The organism is Pseudooceanicola sp. HF7 (genome assembly GCF_011806405.1).
Lineage (GTDB): Bacteria > Pseudomonadota > Alphaproteobacteria > Rhodobacterales > Rhodobacteraceae > Pseudooceanicola.
Genome location: NZ_JAATOW010000029.1, coordinates 47,282 through 64,606 on the forward strand (window position 1 = coordinate 47,282; position 17,325 = coordinate 64,606).

17 protein-coding genes are annotated in these 17,325 nt (G+C 63.9%); 8 read left to right on the top strand and 9 right to left on the bottom strand.

What is annotated here, in order from left to right; genetic code table 11:
- Positions 1-200: 200 nt before the first annotated feature.
- The 5 genes from rplS (at position 201) to HCZ97_RS15090 (ending at position 3,681) form a co-directional block, all read left to right on the top strand.
- The gene (gene rplS / locus HCZ97_RS15070) at positions 201-578 is read left to right on the top strand and encodes a 50S ribosomal protein L19 (RefSeq protein WP_167689592.1); all 378 of its coding nucleotides are present in this window, start codon (positions 201-203) and stop codon (positions 576-578) included.
- Between the two features lie 11 nt (positions 579-589).
- Positions 590-811: a 50S ribosomal protein L31 gene (gene rpmE, locus HCZ97_RS15075; protein ID WP_167689594.1), complete on the top strand. Its 222-nt coding sequence runs from the start codon at positions 590-592 to the stop codon at positions 809-811.
- Positions 812-949: 138 nt separating this feature from the next.
- The gene (locus HCZ97_RS15080; protein ID WP_167689596.1) at positions 950-2,137 is read left to right on the top strand and encodes a hypothetical protein; all 1,188 of its coding nucleotides are present in this window, start codon (positions 950-952) and stop codon (positions 2,135-2,137) included.
- A gap of 173 nt (positions 2,138-2,310) precedes the next feature.
- On the top strand, positions 2,311-3,120 hold the full coding sequence (locus tag HCZ97_RS15085; RefSeq protein ID WP_167689597.1) for a division plane positioning ATPase MipZ: 810 nt from the start codon (positions 2,311-2,313) through the stop codon (positions 3,118-3,120).
- Between the two features lie 36 nt (positions 3,121-3,156).
- A complete protein-coding gene (locus HCZ97_RS15090) occupies positions 3,157-3,681 on the top strand; it encodes a DinB family protein (RefSeq protein ID WP_167689599.1) in 525 nt (174 codons plus the stop codon).
- Positions 3,682-3,684: 3 nt separating this feature from the next.
- Here the strand turns inward: HCZ97_RS15090 and HCZ97_RS15095 are convergent, their stop codons facing one another.
- Genes HCZ97_RS15095 through HCZ97_RS15105 form a run of 3 tightly spaced genes read right to left on the bottom strand, consistent with a single transcriptional unit; the run spans position 3,685 to position 5,740 of the window.
- A complete protein-coding gene (locus HCZ97_RS15095) occupies positions 3,685-4,482 on the bottom strand; it encodes a metal ABC transporter permease (protein ID WP_167689601.1) in 798 nt (265 codons plus the stop codon).
- Positions 4,482-5,261, bottom strand: a complete 780-nt coding sequence (locus HCZ97_RS15100; protein WP_167689603.1) for a metal ABC transporter ATP-binding protein — start codon at positions 5,259-5,261, stop codon at positions 4,482-4,484. Before HCZ97_RS15100 ends, HCZ97_RS15095 begins: the two co-directional genes overlap by 1 nt.
- Positions 5,258-5,740, bottom strand: coding sequence for a transcriptional repressor (locus tag HCZ97_RS15105; RefSeq protein ID WP_167689605.1), 483 nt, complete (start codon positions 5,738-5,740; stop codon positions 5,258-5,260). The genes HCZ97_RS15100 and HCZ97_RS15105 overlap by 4 nt, the downstream gene beginning before the upstream one ends.
- A gap of 102 nt (positions 5,741-5,842) precedes the next feature.
- Between HCZ97_RS15105 and HCZ97_RS15110 the strand changes: the two genes are divergently transcribed.
- The gene (locus HCZ97_RS15110) at positions 5,843-7,015 is read left to right on the top strand and encodes a zinc ABC transporter substrate-binding protein (protein ID WP_167689606.1); all 1,173 of its coding nucleotides are present in this window, start codon (positions 5,843-5,845) and stop codon (positions 7,013-7,015) included.
- A gap of 40 nt (positions 7,016-7,055) precedes the next feature.
- On the opposite strand, the gene HCZ97_RS15115 is transcribed toward HCZ97_RS15110, so the two are convergent.
- Positions 7,056-7,718 (bottom strand): hypothetical protein, encoded by a 663-nt coding sequence (locus HCZ97_RS15115; protein WP_167689608.1) that lies wholly within the window; start codon positions 7,716-7,718, stop codon positions 7,056-7,058.
- 246 nt (positions 7,719-7,964) lie between these two features.
- Here HCZ97_RS15115 and HCZ97_RS15120 point away from each other — a divergent pair, with 246 nt between their 5' ends.
- Positions 7,965-11,240 (top strand): chemotaxis protein CheB, encoded by a 3,276-nt coding sequence (locus HCZ97_RS15120; protein ID WP_167689609.1) that lies wholly within the window; start codon positions 7,965-7,967, stop codon positions 11,238-11,240.
- An 88-nt stretch (positions 11,241-11,328) separates the two neighbouring features.
- Here HCZ97_RS15120 and HCZ97_RS15125 read toward each other — a convergent pair whose 3' ends face one another.
- The 4 genes from HCZ97_RS15125 to ectA form a co-directional block, all read right to left on the bottom strand.
- Positions 11,329-12,777: an aspartate kinase gene (locus tag HCZ97_RS15125; RefSeq protein WP_167689611.1), complete on the bottom strand. Its 1,449-nt coding sequence runs from the start codon at positions 12,775-12,777 to the stop codon at positions 11,329-11,331.
- 79 nt (positions 12,778-12,856) lie between these two features.
- Complete coding sequence (locus HCZ97_RS15130) at positions 12,857-13,249, bottom strand: ectoine synthase (protein WP_167689613.1); 393 nt, start codon at positions 13,247-13,249, stop codon at positions 12,857-12,859.
- A 6-nt stretch (positions 13,250-13,255) separates the two neighbouring features.
- Positions 13,256-14,527 (bottom strand): diaminobutyrate--2-oxoglutarate transaminase, encoded by a 1,272-nt coding sequence (ectB, locus tag HCZ97_RS15135; RefSeq protein ID WP_167689615.1) that lies wholly within the window; start codon positions 14,525-14,527, stop codon positions 13,256-13,258.
- A 45-nt stretch (positions 14,528-14,572) separates the two neighbouring features.
- Positions 14,573-15,106: a diaminobutyrate acetyltransferase gene (gene ectA, locus HCZ97_RS15140; protein WP_167689617.1), complete on the bottom strand. Its 534-nt coding sequence runs from the start codon at positions 15,104-15,106 to the stop codon at positions 14,573-14,575.
- A gap of 226 nt (positions 15,107-15,332) precedes the next feature.
- On the opposite strand from ectA, the gene HCZ97_RS15145 reads away from it, so the two are divergent.
- The gene (locus HCZ97_RS15145; RefSeq protein ID WP_167689618.1) at positions 15,333-15,815 is read left to right on the top strand and encodes a MarR family winged helix-turn-helix transcriptional regulator; all 483 of its coding nucleotides are present in this window, start codon (positions 15,333-15,335) and stop codon (positions 15,813-15,815) included.
- A 40-nt stretch (positions 15,816-15,855) separates the two neighbouring features.
- Here HCZ97_RS15145 and HCZ97_RS15150 read toward each other — a convergent pair whose 3' ends face one another.
- Positions 15,856-16,365, bottom strand: a complete 510-nt coding sequence (locus HCZ97_RS15150; protein ID WP_167689620.1) for an acyloxyacyl hydrolase — start codon at positions 16,363-16,365, stop codon at positions 15,856-15,858.
- Positions 16,366-17,325 lie beyond the last annotated feature (960 nt).

Consider the following 17,325-nt stretch of genomic DNA (forward strand, 5'->3'; position numbering starts at 1 on the left):
CGGCCAACCGGACCGGTTTTTCATTGCCTGTGGCCTGTCTTCTTCGGCGGGTTGGGGCGGCGGAAGACCGTCACAAGACAGTCGACCTGTACTCTCCTGCGGGCTGCGCCGATGTTTCGGTGGCGGGACCCGATGAAGACCGGAGCTCTGAGGCGGAAACCACCTTCGCGGAACAACCGCGGGCAGATAGGAGAATAGCGATGGACATTATCGCACAGCTCGAGGCGGAACAAATCGCCGCTCTCGGGAAGACCATCCCCGATTTCAAGGCCGGTGACACGATCCGCGTCGGCTTCAAGGTGACCGAGGGCACGCGCTCCCGGATCCAGAACTACGAAGGCGTCTGCATCAGCCGCAAGAACGGTTCGGGCATTGCCGGCTCTTTCACCGTTCGCAAGATTTCCTTCGGTGAAGGCGTGGAACGTGTGTTCCCGCTGCATTCGACCAACATCGATTCCATCGAAGTCGTGCGCCGTGGCCGTGTCCGCCGCGCCAAGCTGTACTACCTGCGTTCGCGCCGCGGTAAATCCGCCCGTATCGCAGAGCAGTCCAACTACAAACCCAAAGCACAAGCCTGAGGAGCGGCGTCATGAAAGCGGATACCCACCCCGACTACCACTTCATCGACGTCAAGATGACCGATGGCACCATCATCAAGATGCGCTCGACCTGGGGCAAGGAAGGCGACACCATGTCGCTCGACATCGACCCGACCGTGCACCCGGCCTGGACCGGCGGCAACTCGCGCCTGATGGATGCCGGCGGCCGTGTCTCCAAGTTCAAGAACAAATACTCCGGCCTGGGCTTCTAAGCCTTTCGCCAGATGTGACGTCAGAATGCCGCAGCGCTCCGCGCTGCGGCATTTTTCGTTCCGGGATTTCCTTCTCCCCGCTTTGGGTTAGATAACGGGGCGGCAGCCACAGCCGCGCGTTGAAAAAGGCCCCGCAGCATGTCCGACATCCTCAGCCCCGTTTCCCTGCTGGTCCTGCTGGCCACCGTGGTCATGGGCGGGCTGCTCTTCCTGCCCCGGCTGCGCGGCTCTGCGCTCTGGCGGGCAACGGTCACGCCGCTGGCCTCCATCATCGGGTCGGGCTTCCTGGTGCTGGGACCGATCCTGGCCCATCACTACGGCTGGCTGGCCCCGGTCATGATGGCCGCGCTCTGCCTTGGCGCCTGGGGCTTCGGGGCCGCGATCCGGGAAAACATCGCCCGGCTCGGCCAGGACGAGGACCGCTCCCGCCCCGAGTCCCTGGCCTCGGCCATGCTGTCGCTGGCCTATGTCATTTCGGTGGCCTACTACCTGAACCTCTTCGGCGCCTTCTTTGCCCAGATCACCCCCTGGCCCGGCCAGCCCACCGGGCGCATCGTGACCTCGCTCGCCTTCCTGCTGGTCTTCGTGCTGGGCTACGGCAAGGGCTTCAAGACGCTGGAGCGGGCCGAGTATTTCACCGTCGGCATCAAGCTGGCGATCATCGCCGGGCTGCTGGCCGGTCTTGCCATCTTCATGGCCGGCGCCCTGCAACGGTCCGAGGTCTTCCTGCCGGAAATCCGCATCCAGGGCTGGCCCGCCGTCACCCTGGCCTTCGGCCTGCTGGTCACCGTCCAGGGGTTTGAAACCGCGCGCTACCTCGGCTCCACCTACGACGCGCCGACCCGCATCCGTGCGATGCGGCTGGCCCAGCTCGTGGCGGCGGCGATCTACATGCTCTACGTCTTGCTGCTGGTCTACGCCCATGAGGTCCCCGATGGCGAGCTGACGGAAACCTCGATCATCGGGATGATGGGCAATGTCTCTCCCATCCTGCCGGTGATGCTGATCCTGGCCGCGCTGGCGGCCCAGTTCAGCGCGGCCGTGGCCGATACCAGCGGCGCGGGCGGCCTGGTGCAGGAACTCACGCGCGGCAAGATCAGCGCGCGGCAGGGCTATGCGCTGCTCTGCGCCACGGGGCTGGTGCTGACCTGGACCTCGGACGTGTTCAGCATCATCGCCTATGCCTCGCGCGCCTTCGCGCTTTACTACGCCGCCCAGGCCGGGATCGCGGCCCGCTACGCCACGGGCACACGGCGCCTGCTTTGGATCGCCATGGCGCTTCTGGGGCTTGTGATCGCCATCTTCGGCATTCCGGCAGAGGGCTGAGGCCCCTCGAACGCGCCCCAAACCCGGGCCGATCCAGAAACGCACCGGCACTGCAACAACAGGCACCGGAATTCGCCCTTGATCGGCACTCCGGCGCTTTTCCTCGATTCCCGCGCAACCTATAGTGCCCCGGCACAGGCGCCGCAGAGCGCCGTTGATACGAGGGGCTGAGCATGGCGCATATCATCGTCGTCGGAAACGAAAAGGGCGGCGCGGGCAAGTCCACCGTCTCCATGCATATCGGCACGGCCCTGGCCCGCATGGGCCACCGGGTTGCCGTCATGGACATGGATTTGCGGCAGCGGACCTTTGCGCGCTACGTGACCAACCGCAAGCGCACCATGGAACAGGAAGGGCTGACGCTGCCCTCTCCGGTGTTCCACGAACTGCCCGAGGTCGCACCGACAGAACTTGCCCCGGGCGAGAACATCTTTGACAAGCGCCTCTACCGCGCGCTCGAGGAGCTGGCGCCGGTATCCGATTTCATCCTGATCGATTGCCCCGGCTCCCACACCCGCCTCAGCCAGGTGGCGCATTCGCTGGCCGATACGCTGATCACGCCGCTGAACGACAGTTTCATCGACTTCGACCTGCTTGCGAATACCGATAGCGAGGGCAACAAGATCCTTGGCCCCTCCGTCTATTCCGAAATGGTCTGGTCCGCCCGCCAGCTGCGCGCCCAGACCGGCATGAACCCGATCGACTGGGTGGTGCTGCGCAACCGCCTGGGGACCCAGGCCATGGTCAACAAGAAGAAGATGGAATCGGCCATCAACCGGCTGTCCCAGCGGATCGGCTTCCGCGTGGTGCCCGGCTTCAGCGAAAGGGTCATCTTCCGTGAGCTCTTTCCGCGCGGCCTGACCCTGCTGGACCTCAAGGACCTTGGGATCACCAGCCTGAACATGTCCAATATCGCGGCCCGCCAGGAACTGCGCGACCTGCTGAAGGCCTTGCAATTGCCCGACGTGGACGTGAACTTCTGATCAGGCGCATCTTCCGCGCCTGCCAGAGGTGCCCTGATGCAAGATCCCTGCAAACCCTACCGCCTGATGGCCCTGAACAACGCCTGGGCCAATGCCACGCTGCTCTCGGCAATGGCAGGCCTGGATGATGCGGCCTTTGCGGCAAAGCGCCCCGGCTTCTTCCCGTCGCTGAAGGCCACGCTGAACCATGTGCTGCAGGTCGATCTTTACTACGTCGATGCGCTGAAGGAGGGCGGCAAGGGCCAGGCCCTGCGCGCCCTGCCCGATCACGCCAGCGTCGCCGCGCTGGCCGCCGCCCAGGCAGACAGCGACCTTGCCCTGGCCCGCTTCTGCCAGGGGCTGACGCCGGAGATGCTGGGCGAAAGCCGGATCACGCAGCGCCCGGACGGCGCCCAGCCAGAGCAGGTAGAGAGGCTTCTGCTGCATCTCTTCCAGCACCAGGTGCACCACCGCGGCCAGGCTCATGTGCAGCTGCAGTCCGCCGGGATCGCCCCGCCGCAACTGGATGAGTTTTACCTCGACTATGACCGCGCGCCCTCGGCCCGGGCCTATTTCGGCTAGGGCTCAGACGGTGCGGCGTATCGCTCCGGCCAGGCTGGACAGTGCAAAGATCGCGGCGGCCACGCAGACGATGCTGGGCCCCGTCGGCGTGTCGAAGATCAGCGACATCTGCAAGCCCCCCAGGGCAGAGACCCCGCCGATCACCGCCGCCATCACAGCCATACGCTCGGGCGTCGCGGCAAAGGGGCGCGCGGCGGCGGCCGGCACGATCAGCATCGCGGCGATCAGCAGCGCGCCCACCACCTTGATGGCCACCGCCACCACCAGCGCCAGCGCCACGGTCAGCACCATCTGCTCCCGCTTGGGATCAAGACCGGAGGCATAGGCCAGGTCCGGGCTCAGCGTGGCGGTCAACAGCGCCTGCCAGCGCCAGACCACCAGCACCAGCACCAGGGCCGCGCCGCCCCAGATCACCGCCAGGTCCGCCTTGCCCACGGCAAGAATGTCGCCAAAGAGATAGGCCATCAGGTCCAGCCGCACGCCATGCAGGAAGGACACCGCGACCAGGCCCACGGCAATGGCCGAATGGGCCAGCACCCCCAGCATCGTATCCATCGCCTGCCCCCGCCCCGACAGGGCAGAGACGGTCAGCGCCATGGCCAGGGCCACCACCAGCACGCCGGTAAAGACCGACAGGCCGAAGCCAAGCGCCAGCGCCACGCCCAGCACCGCCGCATGGGCCGTTGCATCCCCGAAATAGGCCATCCGCCGCCAGACGACCAGGCACCCCAGGGGGGCCGCCGCCAGCGCCACGCCCAGCCCGGCAAGGGCCGCGCGCACCAGGAAATCGTCAAGCAGCATCAGGAGGCCTCCCGGTGATCGTGGTCGTGGTCAGGGTCGGGCGCCGGGCCGTGCCCATGATCGCAATGCGCGTCATGGCTGTGATTGTGCTCATGCCGGTAGAGCGCCAGCGCCCCGCCGGTGCCGGTGCCGAAGAGCGCCCGGTATTGCGGCGCGCTGGCCACGTGCTCCGGTGCGCCCTCGCAGCAGACATGGCCATTCAGGCAGATGACCCGGTCAGAGGCCGCCATCACCACGTGCAGCTCATGGCTGACCATCAGCACGGCGCAGCCAAGCTCCTGCCGCAGCTGCTCGATCAGCCGGTAAAAGGCGGCCGAGCCCTGCTGGTCCAGCCCCTGCGTCGCCTCGTCCAGGATCAGCAGATCCGGCCGCGTCAGCAGCGCGCGCGCCAGCAGGACGCGCTGGAACTGTCCGCCCGACAGGCCCGCCATCGGGCGATTGTCCAGCCCCGTGGCCTCCACCTGCTCCAGCGCCGCCTGTGCCTCGCGGTCCGAAACCCGGCGCGGCAGGCTCAGGAAGCGGCGCACGTTCATCGGCAGGGGCGGTTCGATATGCAGGCGCTGCGGAACATAGCCGATGCGCAGCCCCCGGGCCGGGGTCACCGTGCCTTCCGTGGGACGGATCGCGCCGATGATCGTCCGCATCAGCGTCGACTTGCCAGAGCCATTGGGGCCCACGACGGTCACGATCTCTCCGCGGTCGATCGCGAAATCGACCTTCGACAGGGCCAGGTGCCCGCCCATGCGGATGGAGACGCCCTTCAGGGACACCAGGCTCATGCGGCTGCGCCTTCGCGGCAATCGGGGCAGAGCCCCTCGGCCTCGACGACGGCGCGCTCGATCAGGAAGCCCACGCTGGCCGCCGAACGGCCCAGCATGTCGCTGGCCGGATCTGCCTCTGCCTCGGCAACCTTGTCGCACTTGCGGCAGATCAGGAAGGCCGGCGAATGGCTTTCCCCGGGATGGGCGCAGGCGACAAAGGCGTTGAGCCGTTCGATCCGGTGGGCAAAGCCGTGCTTCACCAGGAAATCCAGCGCCCGGTAGGCGACAGGCGGCTGGGATCCCAGCCCCTCAGTGCGCAGCACGTCCAGGATGTCATAGGCGCCAAGCGCCTGGTGCTTTTCCAGCAGGATCTCAAGCACCCGACGCCGCACCGGCGTGAAGTGCAAACCGGCATCGGTGCAGACGGCCTCTGCCGCCGCCACGCCTTCGCGTATGCAGGTCCCGTGATCGTGTTTTTCGAACCCCGGCAGGTCCATGGCTGATCTCCTGGCTGATCGGCTGCGCAATTTCGCCCTTGATATGTTATATAGTTACCACTATCAAGCGGCGGAATGTTATACTATCACATAGGATACTCCATGCGCCGCCTCTCCCTGCTTGCCGGCACTGCCGCGCTGTCCCTCATGGCCCTCTCCGCCCGCGCGGAGGCCCCGAAAGTTGTCGCCGATATTGCCCCGGTCCAATCCCTGGTCGCCCGCGTGATGACCGGCGTCGGCACCCCGGATCAGATCCTGCCGCCCGGCGCCTCTCCGCATGGCTATTCCATGAAGCCCTCCGAAGCGCGCAACCTCAGCCAGGCCGACCTGGTCGTCTGGATTGGAGAGGCCCTGACCCCCTGGATGGAAACGCCGCTCGACAGCCTGGCCGGCAATGCCCGCGTGATTGAGCTGATGGAGGCCCCCGGCACCACCATCCTGCCCACCCGCCATGCAGATGATTTCGCCCTGAACGGCGCCGCGCTGCAGGACGCGGCAGGGCATGACCATGACGCGGATCATGACGATCACGCGCATGAAGATCATGACCACGACCACGAAGACCATGCCGGCCACGATGACCATGATCATGAGGCGCATGATCACGACGGGCACGACCACGACGCGCACGAGCACGAGCACGAGCACGAGCACGAGCACGAGCACGAAGATCATGCCGACCACGATCATGACGACCATGATGATCACGACCACGCAGGCCACGACCACGACGACCACGGGCACGAAGGTCACAACCACGGCCCGACCGATCCCCATGCCTGGCTGGACCCGGAAAATGCCGCGACCTGGACCACGGTCATCGCCGAGGCCCTGTCAGAGATCGATCCGCAGAACGCCGAAACCTACGCGGCCAATGCAAAGGCGGCTCAGGCCGAACTGGCAGAGCTGGACGCCCGCATCAGCGCAGAGATCGGCGATGCCGGTCAGCTGAGATTCGTGACCTTCCACGATGCCTACCAGTACTTTGAAAACCGCTACGGGCTGACCTCTTCCGGCACCCTCTCCGGTGTCGACGCAACGGCCCCCGGCGCCGCCCATGTGGCAGAGCTGCGTGACCGGATCGCAGAGCAGGGAATCACCTGCGTGCTGACGGAACCGCAGTTCAACAGCGGGCTGGTCGAATCGGTCTTCTCCGAAGGGGACGTGACCCTGGGGGTCATCGATCCGCTGGGCACCGGGCTGGAACCGGGCGCGGCGTTCTACCCTGCCCTGCTGGAAGGCGTCGCCAACCAGTTCTCCGCCTGCAAGAAGTGACGACGGGGCGCGCTGCCGGACCGGGCGCCCCCCGCCCGGATCAGCAGCGCGTGCCCTCCACCAGCTTCATGGCGGTCCGGACGCTGTCCAGCTCCGTCGATCCGCTTTTCTGCTCTTTCTGGTTTTCCACTAGGCGCTTGACCAGTTCGGCATACATGATCAGATCATCGGCCTCCTGCACCAGGCGGCCGGTGTAATCCTCGAAGATTTCAACGTTCTGGGTCGACCGCAGCCCGCCCTTCACCGAAGAGACGATGTTCAGCGCGGGAATGATCACCCGGTCGATCGCATGGATGGCCAGGCTGCCCAGCTCGGGCACTTTCAGCAGCACCTCTGCATATTGGCGAAGCCCGGCCAGCGGCTGCCCCTCGTGGGCCCCGAACCAGAAGCTCCCTTCCCGCCCCCGCACATCGCTGAACTTGGTATGCAGGCGCAGCCGTTCGAATGTCACCCCCGGCAGCGCCAGGCGGAAATCGGGATTGGACAGCATCTCGCCACTCCTGCTGATGCCCTCCAGGTGGGACAGCACGGTTTCAGCGACCTCAGGCACGAAGACCTCCCGCAGGGACGGGCGATCCGGATAGGTCACCTTGTGCAGAACGCCTGTATGGCTGATGTCGACCGATCGCACGGTCCATTGGTCCGCCTCGTCATCGAATGACAGGTAGGCGGAAAATTTCTTCGTCTCAGTACTGGCGCTCACCTTCGCCTCCGTCCGATCGCAGTCTCCGGGGCTAATCATTTCGTAGGAACGGTTAACACTGCCTTAATGCGATGGAGCGACTATGGGCTCATTATTACTTCAACCTAAAAGCGAAATCGTATTATTCTGTACCGCGAAGGTCAGCGGCACCCCGGGCAAGGCTGGACAGCCAGTTATCCTGCCCCGGGCCCCTGCGCCAGGGATTGAGCCGACCGGAAGGCGGCGCGCGAAACCAAGGAAGACACAATGTCTGCAGAAGAGGACAAAGACGTCGCAACAGAGCCGGAAACGGAGGCAGAGCGCCTTCATGTCGTTGGCATCGCCGCCTCCGCAGGCGGGCTTGAGGCGACCTCGCTCCTGCTCCAGAACCTGACCGACAAGGTCACGGCAACCTTCGTCATCGCCCAGCACATGTCGCCCACGCACAAGAGCCTGCTGACCTCGCTTATATCGCGCGACACCCAGATGCCCGTGGTCGAGCTGACCGATGACGTGAAGCCCGAGCGCGGCACCATCTACGTGACCCCGCCCAATGCGGACGTGATCATGGATGAGGGCAAATTCCGCCTGGTCGAACCCTTCGGGCATCCCGCCACACCCAAACCCTCGGCCGACCGGCTGTTCCAGAGCCTGGCTGCCGAATGCGGCGAAGACGCGGTGGGGGTGGTGCTGTCGGGGACAGGCCGGGACGGCAGCTACGGCATTCAGGCGATCCGTGAAGCCGGCGGCATCACCATCGCTCAGGAAGTCGACTCGGCGAAATATGACGGCATGCCCTCCTCCGCCATCGGGACCGGCTGCATCGACCTGGCGTTGACGCCGGAACGGATCGGCCAGCAGTTCAACCGCATCCTCTCCCAGCCCCGCGACCTGGATTACCTCAAGAACATTTCCCAGCAGCCCTCGCGCATGGCCGACCTGCTGCAGATCCTTCTGTCCCGCACCGGCGTGGACTTCCGCGGCTACAAGGAAAGCACCGTCAACCGCCGCATCGCCCGCCGCATGACCGCCCTGGGGATCGAGGCCTACGCCGAATACGTCGACTTCTGCCGCACCAGCCAGGACGAGGTCGATGCGCTCTACAAGGACTTGCTGATCTCGGTCACGCGGTTCTTCCGCGACCCGCGCCAGTTCGACCAGCTACGCGCCCAGATCGACTCCCTGGTGGAGCGGGACGGCAAGCGCCAGCTGCGCGTCTGGGTCACCGGCTGCGCCACGGGGGAAGAGGCCTATTCCATCGCGATCCTCTTTGCAGAGGCCCTTGGCGGCCCCCACGAGCTCAAGAAGAGCCAAGTGCAGATCTTTGCCACCGATATCGATGACCGTGCGCTGGACGTGGGTCGGCGGGGCGTCTACCCGGTCTCCGCCGCCCAGGACATCCCCAGCCACCTGCTGTCGCGCTACTTCGACCTTTCGGGAAACGAGATGCGCGTCGTCCGTGAACTGCGCGACGTGACGCTCTTCTCGCGGCACAACATCCTTCAGGATCCGCCCTTCATCAACCTGGACCTGGTGTCGATCCGCAACCTGCTGATCTACTTCGACACCCCCCTGCAGGAACGTGTTCTCTACCGCGTCCATTACGCGCTGGCCCCCCAAGGGATGCTCTTCCTGGGCACCTCGGAAACCGTCGGCTCCATGGAGGCGCACTTTGAAACCTGCGTTGGCGCCGACAAGATCTTTGCCAAGCGCCGCGCCTCTCGGCTGACCAACTATCGCTTCCCGGACCTCTCCGCCGCCCCGCCCCGCCAGTACAGCCAAGGGTCCGGTGAGGTGACCCGCCAGTCCGCACAGAGTTCCCAGGACACCATGTTCGACAGCCTGGCAAAGGCCGTGGCGCCGAACGGTTTCATCGCCACCCGCAACGGCGATATCGTCCGGGTCATCGGCGATATCTCTCCCTATATCGAGATCAGCGAACGCGGACCGCTCAGCATGAACGTCCGCCTGCTGCGCAAGCCCCTGCGGGACGAGGTGATCTCGCTCATGGCGATCTCCCTGAAGACGGCGCGGCAGCGGGACTCTCGCTGGCACAAGTTCCAGCTGGCGGACACGAACCGCGTGCAATTCCAGTGCTACCCGATCGAAAACGCCTCGGGCAAACAGGACAACTGCCTGATCGCGATCCAGACCCGTCAGGAAGACAGCGCCCCGCAGGCCAAGTCCGGCACCGACGGAGGGGACCGCGCCTATATCGAACGGATGGAAGCGGACATGCGCTCCACCCAGGAGGCGCTGCAACAGACCGTGGAAGAGCTGCAGACCACGAACGAGGAACTGCAATCCGTCAACGAAGAGATGCAATCCACGAACGAGGAACTCCAGGCCACGAACGAGGAACTGGAAACCTCCAACGAGGAACTGCAATCGGCCAACGAAGAGCTGATCACCGTCAATGAAGAGTTGCAGATCAACACCGATGAGCTTCAGACGGTGCTGGCGGACCTGGATGCGATCCTCAAGGATTGTCCCTTCATCATCCTGGCCGCCGATCCCGCGCTGATGGTGCGCCGCGCCTCCGACCTGGCGCGCAGCTTCTTCGACATCGACGAGATCCCGGCGACGGGCCTGCACCTGTCCCAGCTTTCGATCCCCGAAGGTTTCCCGATCCTGTCCAAACCCGCGGCAGAGGTCTTCAAGCTGCGCCAGGCCAAGGAATTCATGATCGACACTGAAGGCGGGAATTACCGGGTCACCTTCACGCCCTACAGCGAAGCGCGCACTGATCTGTCGGGGCTGACCATCTCGATCCTGAACCGGGAAATGGCTTCGATCACGGAAGTGGCCCATGTGATGGACAACCTCACCGGGCTGGCCCACTGGCGCTACAACATCCAGTCAGACGCGCTGGTCTGTTCCGATCGCATCTTCGAGATGTTCGGCTTCGACGATTCCAGCCGCGGGCCGATGCCGTTGGAAAAAGGCGTGGCCGTCTTCCACGTCGAAGATCGCGCCCGCGCCCGTGCGGCCTTTGACGGCGCGATCCAGGATGCAGAGCCCTTCGATTTCGAAGCGCGCCTGCGTCAACCAGGTGGGGATATCCGCCACGTCCGGGTTCAGGGATCCGCGCTGCGCGACAGCAATGGCGACCCAAGCTACCTGATCGGCACCTACCAGGACATCGGCTCTGAGCTGCGTGAAGCCATGCTGATAAAAAGCTACGCAGAGCTGCCTTTGGATTCTGCCCTTGGCTTCTTCAGTTTCGAATCCGACAGGAGCGGCGTCTACTGGGACGACAAGCTGATCGCGATGCTGGGCTACGACAAGAAAGACATCAATCAATCGGAAATCGAAGCCCTGTCCTTCCTGGTTCCGGCGGATCAGGAACGGGTCGGCAAGCAAATCGCGGCGGCGCAGAAAAAAGGCGACGGCTGCGAATTTTCAGGGCGTCTCAAGCGCAAGGACCGCGCCACCGTGCCGGTTGAGGGATCGGCTCGCATTTGGCGGGACGAGGCGGGGCGCCTGACCCATGTCTATGGCAACGTCCGGGCCGTGAAGGACACGGAAGAGGCCGCCGAATAACTCTTCGGCGGCCCCCTTCACATGATACTCTGATTGTCCGGATCCTCCCGCCCCCGATCTTCAGGGGCCGGGCCGATCCATGCAGTCCTCAGGCGACGCGCAGGTGGTCTGAGGCTTCGGACTTGGACGTCTGCGCGCCCTCTTCGACCAGCGCTTCGTGCAGGATGCGGATGGCCGCGTCCTGGCTGTCCTGGGACAGCAGGAACTGCACGTCGACACTGCCGGGCACATGCTGCACCGCCAGGGTCTTCACGCCGCCGGTGCGCAGGGCCTTCAGGCCGCGTTCCGTGGTCGACAGCCCCTCCAGGTCCCGGCCGATGGCCGCAACCAGCGCCATCCGGTTCATCCGGACCTGCGCGTTGGGGAAGGCCTTCATAACGTCGCGTTCCACCCGGCGCATGGCCTTGAGCGGCGCATCAACGTAGTGGGTGATCGTGTTGGCATTGGTCGCCTTGGAAACAATGCGCACCTTGTGACGGGTCAGCACCTCAAGCACGCCGTGGTCGTAACCCTTCACGCCCACCATGTCCTGTTCGAAGACCTCGAAGGCGGTGACGGGCAGGCCGGTGACGATCTCCACCTGCGGAGTCTCCGCGGCTTTCTCGTCGATCAGCGTGCCGGGATCTTCCGGCTCGAAGGCATTGGCCACGCGCAGCGGGATGCCCGACTTGCGCAGGATCTTGGCGGCCTTCGGGTGGATCGCCTCCATGCCCATGTTGGACAGCTGGTCGGCCACGTCGTAATTGGTGTGCCCCAGCTTGCGCACGGCGCCTTCGCCCACCAGCTTCGGGTCGGCAGAGGACAGGTGGAATTCCTTGTGGATGATCGCCTCGTCCGCGCCGGTCGACGCCGCGATGGTCGAGAAGGTCACCTCGGAATAGCCCCGGTCGAACTCGCGCATCAGGCCTTCGCGGCACTGCGCGTAGCCGGTGACGATGGGCAGCTCGGTGTTCAGGTCGACCTGCTCAAGCCCCATCTTGATCCGCTCCTGCAGATCGGGCTCGCTCTCGTCACGCCAGCCGGACAGATCCACGAAACGCGCGTTCACGCCGGAGCGTTGCAGCATCAGGGTGGTGACATAGGCCGAATGGCTTTCGCCCAGCCCCGACAGCAGCTCACGGATGCTCAGCATGTGGTCGGACAGCTTGAAGTGCCCGTAGGAACAGAGCCGCTGAAGATCGAACAGGCAGGAGCGCGCGCCCTCGATCCGCTCCCGGACGAATTCGTCCGCGGCGTGGATATCGGCGGAATGCTCCAGCACGACACGATGCGCATCGCGCATTGCATCGGCGACCTCGGTCAGCGCATCGAGCCAGCCATGGGCGTTGTCATCGTTGGAGAACAGCGCATAGACACCCGGCGTGCCGGATTTCTTGTGCTCCAGCAGCTTGTTGGTGATGCCGCCGAAAGCCGAGACGACGAAAATGCGGTGATAGAGGTCTTCGCGCGCGCCGATCAACAGCGTGTCGCGCAGCTCATGCACCTTGCTCATGGAGGTGCCGCCGATTTTCTCGACGGTATGGTTCGGATAACTCATCTGCTCTCCCGGCCGTGGCCGGGCCCTGTATTGCGTCCTGGGATGGGCGAAGGCCGGGGCTTCCCCCGGCCACGACATCTCAGGCGTCTTCGAGCGCGTAGGAGCCGTCTTCGCGGTGCACTTCCTTGCCGGTGACAGGCGGGTTGAAGCAGCAGGCCATGATCAGCTCCTCGTCCGCGACGAGGGTATGCTTGTCATGTTCGTTCAGCGCATACATTACGCCGGGCTTGATCTCGTGGACCTCGCCGGTGGCCAGGTCGGTGATCCGGCCCTTGCCCTGCATGCAGTAGACGCTTTCGAAGTGGTTCTTGTAGTGGAACGTATGCTCCGAACCCGCTTCGAGGAAGGTGATATGGAAGGAGAAGCCCATCCCGTCATCCGCCAGCAGCATCCGGACAGAGGTCCAGTTGGCGTCGGACACGACACGGGTTTTCTCTTCTTCTACGATCTTGTTGAAGTCACGTACGATCATGGTCGGTTACTCCGCGGCAATTCGTGTTGTGTTCTGTTTGGCGGCGGCTTCCAGCAGGATCTTCAGACCCTTGCGGAACAGCTCCACCGGCGTGGTCAGCGGGGCAAGCACCTTGACCACCTCGTCTTCGGCGCCCGAGGTTTCGATGATCAGGCCCTGGCGGAAGCATTCCGCGCAGATCTCTGCGGCCAGCTCGCCAGAGCCGACGTCGACGCCCATCATCATGCCACGGCCCTTGACCCTTGCACCCGGGATTTCCTTGGCCAGCTCATTCATCGCTTCGGACAGAATGGCGGACTTGGTCTTCACCTCGGTCTGGAAGCTGTCGTCGCTCCAGAATTTCTCGATCGCGACACGGGCGGTCACGAAGGCATGGGTATTGCCCCGGAAGGTGCCGTTGTGCTCGGCCGGCTTCCAGATATCCAGTTCCGGCTTCACCAGCAGCGCGGCAAAGGGCAGGCCCATGCCGGACAGGCTTTTCGCCATAGGCACCATGTCGGGCTCGATCCCCATCTCCTCGAAGGAGAAGAAGGTGCCGGTGCGGCCGATGCCGGCCTGGATGTCGTCCAGGATCAGCAGCGCGCCGTGCTTCTTGGCGATGCGGGCGATGCCGCGCAGCCAGTCGGCGGATGCGGCGTTCAGGCCACCCTCGCCCTGGACGGGCTCCAGCAGGAAGGCCGCCGGCGCATCAACACCGGAGCTGGGGTTGTCCAGCATGCTCTCAATAATCGCCAGCGTATCGACGTCTTCGCCAAAGGCACCCTCGTAGGGCATGCGCGTCACGCCGTGCAGGTCGATGCCCGCACCGCCACGCTTGCCTTCGTTGCCGGTCGCGGCCAGCGCGCCCAGGGTCATGCCGTGGAAGCCGTTGGTAAAGGCGATCACGTTGGTTCGGCCGGTCACCTTGCGGGCCAGCTTCATGGCGGCCTCAACGGCGTTGGTGCCGGTCGGGCCCACCATCATCACCTTGTGGTCCATGCCACGCGGCTTCAGGATCTTGTCCTCGAAGGTCTCCAGGAAGGCAGCCTTCGTATCGGTGTACATGTCCAGGCCATGGGCGATGCCATCGGCGCTGATATGGTCGATCAGGGCCTGCTTCATGTCCGGGTCGTTGTGCCCGTAGTTCAGCGAGGAACACCCAGCGAGGAAGTCGATGTACTCACGCCCTTCGGCGTCCGTCATGACAGAGCCGCTGGCTTTGGTGAAAACGGTATCGAAGCTGCGGCAATAGCTGCGCGCTTCCGATTCCCGCCGTGTGAAAATGTTTTCGGTCGGCATGGGTTCGTCCTTGATTTGGGAAAATTGGTGTCGCGCGCCTGACTGTCAGGCGGCCTTGCGAAGGCCGCCCCGCAGCGCGATCGTCACCATATGTTCAGTGTCATGGCGCCCGCCGAAGTGGTTCCCCTTGGTGAAGTGGGGTTCATGGCTCAGCTCGCCGCCGATGCGGCTAGCGAAACGCCGGAAGAGTGCCCAGGAGGCATCGTTGTCTTTGGTGATCGTGGTCTTCATGAAACGAACGCCGGAAAGCGCCGGGCGGTTCACCAGGTGGGACAACATTTTGCCGCCAAGGCCCATACCGCGAGCCTCGGGGGACACGGCGACCTGCCAGACGAACAGCGCCGTCGGGTCGTTGGGAACCTGGTGACCGGAGATCCAGCCAACCACGCCCTTGCCTTCAACCTCTGCGACAACACAGGTATCGGCGAAGTGGTCACATTGCACGAGGTTGCAATACATCGAGTTCTCGTCGAGCGGCTTGCACGCGCGCACGAGTTCAAAGATTGCCTCACCGTCTTCCGCCACGGGCTTCCGCAGCGTCAGTGTCGTGGATTTCAGTGTTCCGCTTCCGTCAAGCATATGTCCTGCACTCTTGTTGCTTCGTTAGACAAAGTAACCGCCCGCAGAGATATTTCAAGTATGCAAAGTACTTTTTCGCTATATCTGTGTTTTACCCTTGAAATAAAGGGCGATATGCTCAAATTAGTAAGCCATGACCGATAAAACTCCTACGTACCAGCGAAGAATTGCGTTTCCGCCACCGCAATGCGACGATGTGTTGCCTGCGAATAAACGATGGTGGGAAATGAACAGGACGGATGTCAGCCTGATCGCCTTGCGGCGAATCCTTCGCGCGACTGAGCTTTTCGGCAAGGAACTCGCTCAGGCAGCGGGTCTCAGCCCGGTGCAATTCCGCGTGCTGCAACTTGTGGCCGGTCAGGGCATGAGCACGCCAAAGGCAATTTCCGTGCAGATGGGCGTGACCCAGGCCACCGTGACGGCCCTTCTCGACAAGCTGGAAAAGCAGGGGATGCTGACGCGCGAGCGCAGCAAGGTCGATCGCCGGCAGATGAATATCGCCGTGACCGAGATGGGGCGCGAGACGCTGGAAGAAGCGCCAGACCCGCTTCAGCAACGCTACGTGCGCAAGTTCGAATCGCTGAAGGACTGGGAACAGAGCCAGATCATCGCCTCGCTCGAACGCGTGGCCGCCATGCTGGACGCAGAGGATCTGGATGCCTCGCCCGTGCTTTCCACCGGCGATTTCAAGGATCGCCCACCGCAGTAACTCCCGCTGGTGGGCGCCCCGATTCTTTAAGGGTCGCTGATCAGTTCAGCGGGAAGGACACGCGGAACTGGAAGGTCTCCAGCCCCGGATTGACCGCGCTCAGCTCCGCGTTGGAGCGGTGATCGTAGGACAGTCCGTAGCGGACGCCGTTGCGCGCCTCGTAACCCAACTCCACGCCGGACCGGAACTCCACCACGGAGCCCAGGTCAGGCCCGTCGCCCCGGGCATAGACGCCCGGCATCAGGTGCAGCTGCAGGTAGGCCCGGTCGATATAGCCGGTCCAGGCCGCACCGCCGCCCAGCCAGGCATCCCCCTCATCCGTGACAGACAGGCCGAAGACGGGCTGGAAAGGCCCGTAAGTGGTGCCCAGGTCGTAGCGGGCGTAGTACTCCCGCCCGATCGTCTCTTCCTGAAACATCACGTCCCCGTAGCTGAGCGCCAGCCGCGACGCCGTCGGCGTTTCGGCCAGGCAACTCGGGTTGCCGCAATAATTCACCCCCATGTCGGTCAGGCCGGCAAGAAGAAACAGAACCGCGAAAGTGCCATCCATGGCGTAGTGCTCCCATTAACTCAGCGCCTTGGTAGCGCAGCTTGTGCCGGGTGTCACGTTTGGGGTTTCAGAGGGCGCGTCCGGGCCTGTTTGGCGATGAGCGTGTGTGTCCTTCGGGCGCTGGCGTTAGGCCAATGCGCCTCGCCTGAGGCCTAGCGCGCCTGCCGCTCGCCCCTCAAGGATCCTGAGACCACTCGTCTGGTCCGCAAACGGCGCCCCTCTGGCTGTTCCATATCGGCTGCCTATCTCGCTGTTCGGTCGTTTGAGCTTTGAGCTTTGAGCTTTGAGCTTTGAGCTTTGAGCTTTGAGCTTTGAGCTTTGAGCTTTGAGCAATGCCCCGTAGCAGCCTATCGAGTTTCGTCTACAGGGTTTCCTCCTGGAGAATCCTCTCACGCCTTACTGCTCCCGACCTTCTGCGTTTTGGCGCGGAGAATCGGAGGCCAGGGCTCTGCCATCCAGCCCGGCCTGTGCGCCCCGCGTCTCCGGCCCTTCCGGATTTTGTCGGAGGCGGCTCGTGACCAAGGCTCCAGCTTCCGGCGTTTCCCCCGACCCTACCCCGCTTCCGTTCTTTCGATCATGTCTGCCGCCCTATGTCCTTCGTGGCGAGGACGCGTCACTCTCTCTTGCACCCTTTGCCTGGGTTCTGTGTCTTGGCCTCTGGGCGCATGCTGTCCCCTTGTCGTGGCCTTTGCGCCCCCGCTCCGCCTAGGCTCGTCCAGTTTGGGCGAAGTGTTTAGGGTGTATTTGTTACCATTTCTGTTCTGGATCGTTCGGGTCGCACCGACGTAATACCGACGTTGTACCGACGTTATACAGATGCGGGACCGACGGAGTTTTCGGGGGGCTTAGGGCGGTCCCTTAGAGCCGTGCTACCTGTTGTCCTGGCGGTCGCTTTGGCGCGCTCTTTGGGTCTGTTTTGCCATTGTCCGAACGCAAGAAAGCCCCGGTCATTACTGACCG

Coding starts and splice junctions, on each gene's coding strand:
- rplS (WP_167689592.1), top strand. CDS start 201: ATGGACATTATCGCACAGCTCGAGGCGGAACAAATCGCCGCTCTCGGG.
- rpmE (WP_167689594.1), top strand. CDS start 590: ATGAAAGCGGATACCCACCCCGACTACCACTTCATCGACGTCAAGATG.
- HCZ97_RS15080 (WP_167689596.1), top strand. CDS start 950: ATGTCCGACATCCTCAGCCCCGTTTCCCTGCTGGTCCTGCTGGCCACC.
- HCZ97_RS15085 (WP_167689597.1), top strand. CDS start 2,311: ATGGCGCATATCATCGTCGTCGGAAACGAAAAGGGCGGCGCGGGCAAG.
- HCZ97_RS15090 (WP_167689599.1), top strand. CDS start 3,157: ATGCAAGATCCCTGCAAACCCTACCGCCTGATGGCCCTGAACAACGCC.
- HCZ97_RS15095 (WP_167689601.1), bottom strand. CDS start 4,482: ATGCTGCTTGACGATTTCCTGGTGCGCGCGGCCCTTGCCGGGCTGGGC.
- HCZ97_RS15100 (WP_167689603.1), bottom strand. CDS start 5,261: ATGAGCCTGGTGTCCCTGAAGGGCGTCTCCATCCGCATGGGCGGGCAC.
- HCZ97_RS15105 (WP_167689605.1), bottom strand. CDS start 5,740: ATGGACCTGCCGGGGTTCGAAAAACACGATCACGGGACCTGCATACGC.
- HCZ97_RS15110 (WP_167689606.1), top strand. CDS start 5,843: ATGCGCCGCCTCTCCCTGCTTGCCGGCACTGCCGCGCTGTCCCTCATG.
- HCZ97_RS15120 (WP_167689609.1), top strand. CDS start 7,965: ATGTCTGCAGAAGAGGACAAAGACGTCGCAACAGAGCCGGAAACGGAG.
- HCZ97_RS15125 (WP_167689611.1), bottom strand. CDS start 12,777: ATGAGTTATCCGAACCATACCGTCGAGAAAATCGGCGGCACCTCCATG.
- HCZ97_RS15130 (WP_167689613.1), bottom strand. CDS start 13,249: ATGATCGTACGTGACTTCAACAAGATCGTAGAAGAAGAGAAAACCCGT.
- ectB (WP_167689615.1), bottom strand. CDS start 14,527: ATGCCGACCGAAAACATTTTCACACGGCGGGAATCGGAAGCGCGCAGC.
- ectA (WP_167689617.1), bottom strand. CDS start 15,106: ATGCTTGACGGAAGCGGAACACTGAAATCCACGACACTGACGCTGCGG.
- HCZ97_RS15145 (WP_167689618.1), top strand. CDS start 15,333: ATGAACAGGACGGATGTCAGCCTGATCGCCTTGCGGCGAATCCTTCGC.
- HCZ97_RS15150 (WP_167689620.1), bottom strand. CDS start 16,365: ATGGATGGCACTTTCGCGGTTCTGTTTCTTCTTGCCGGCCTGACCGAC.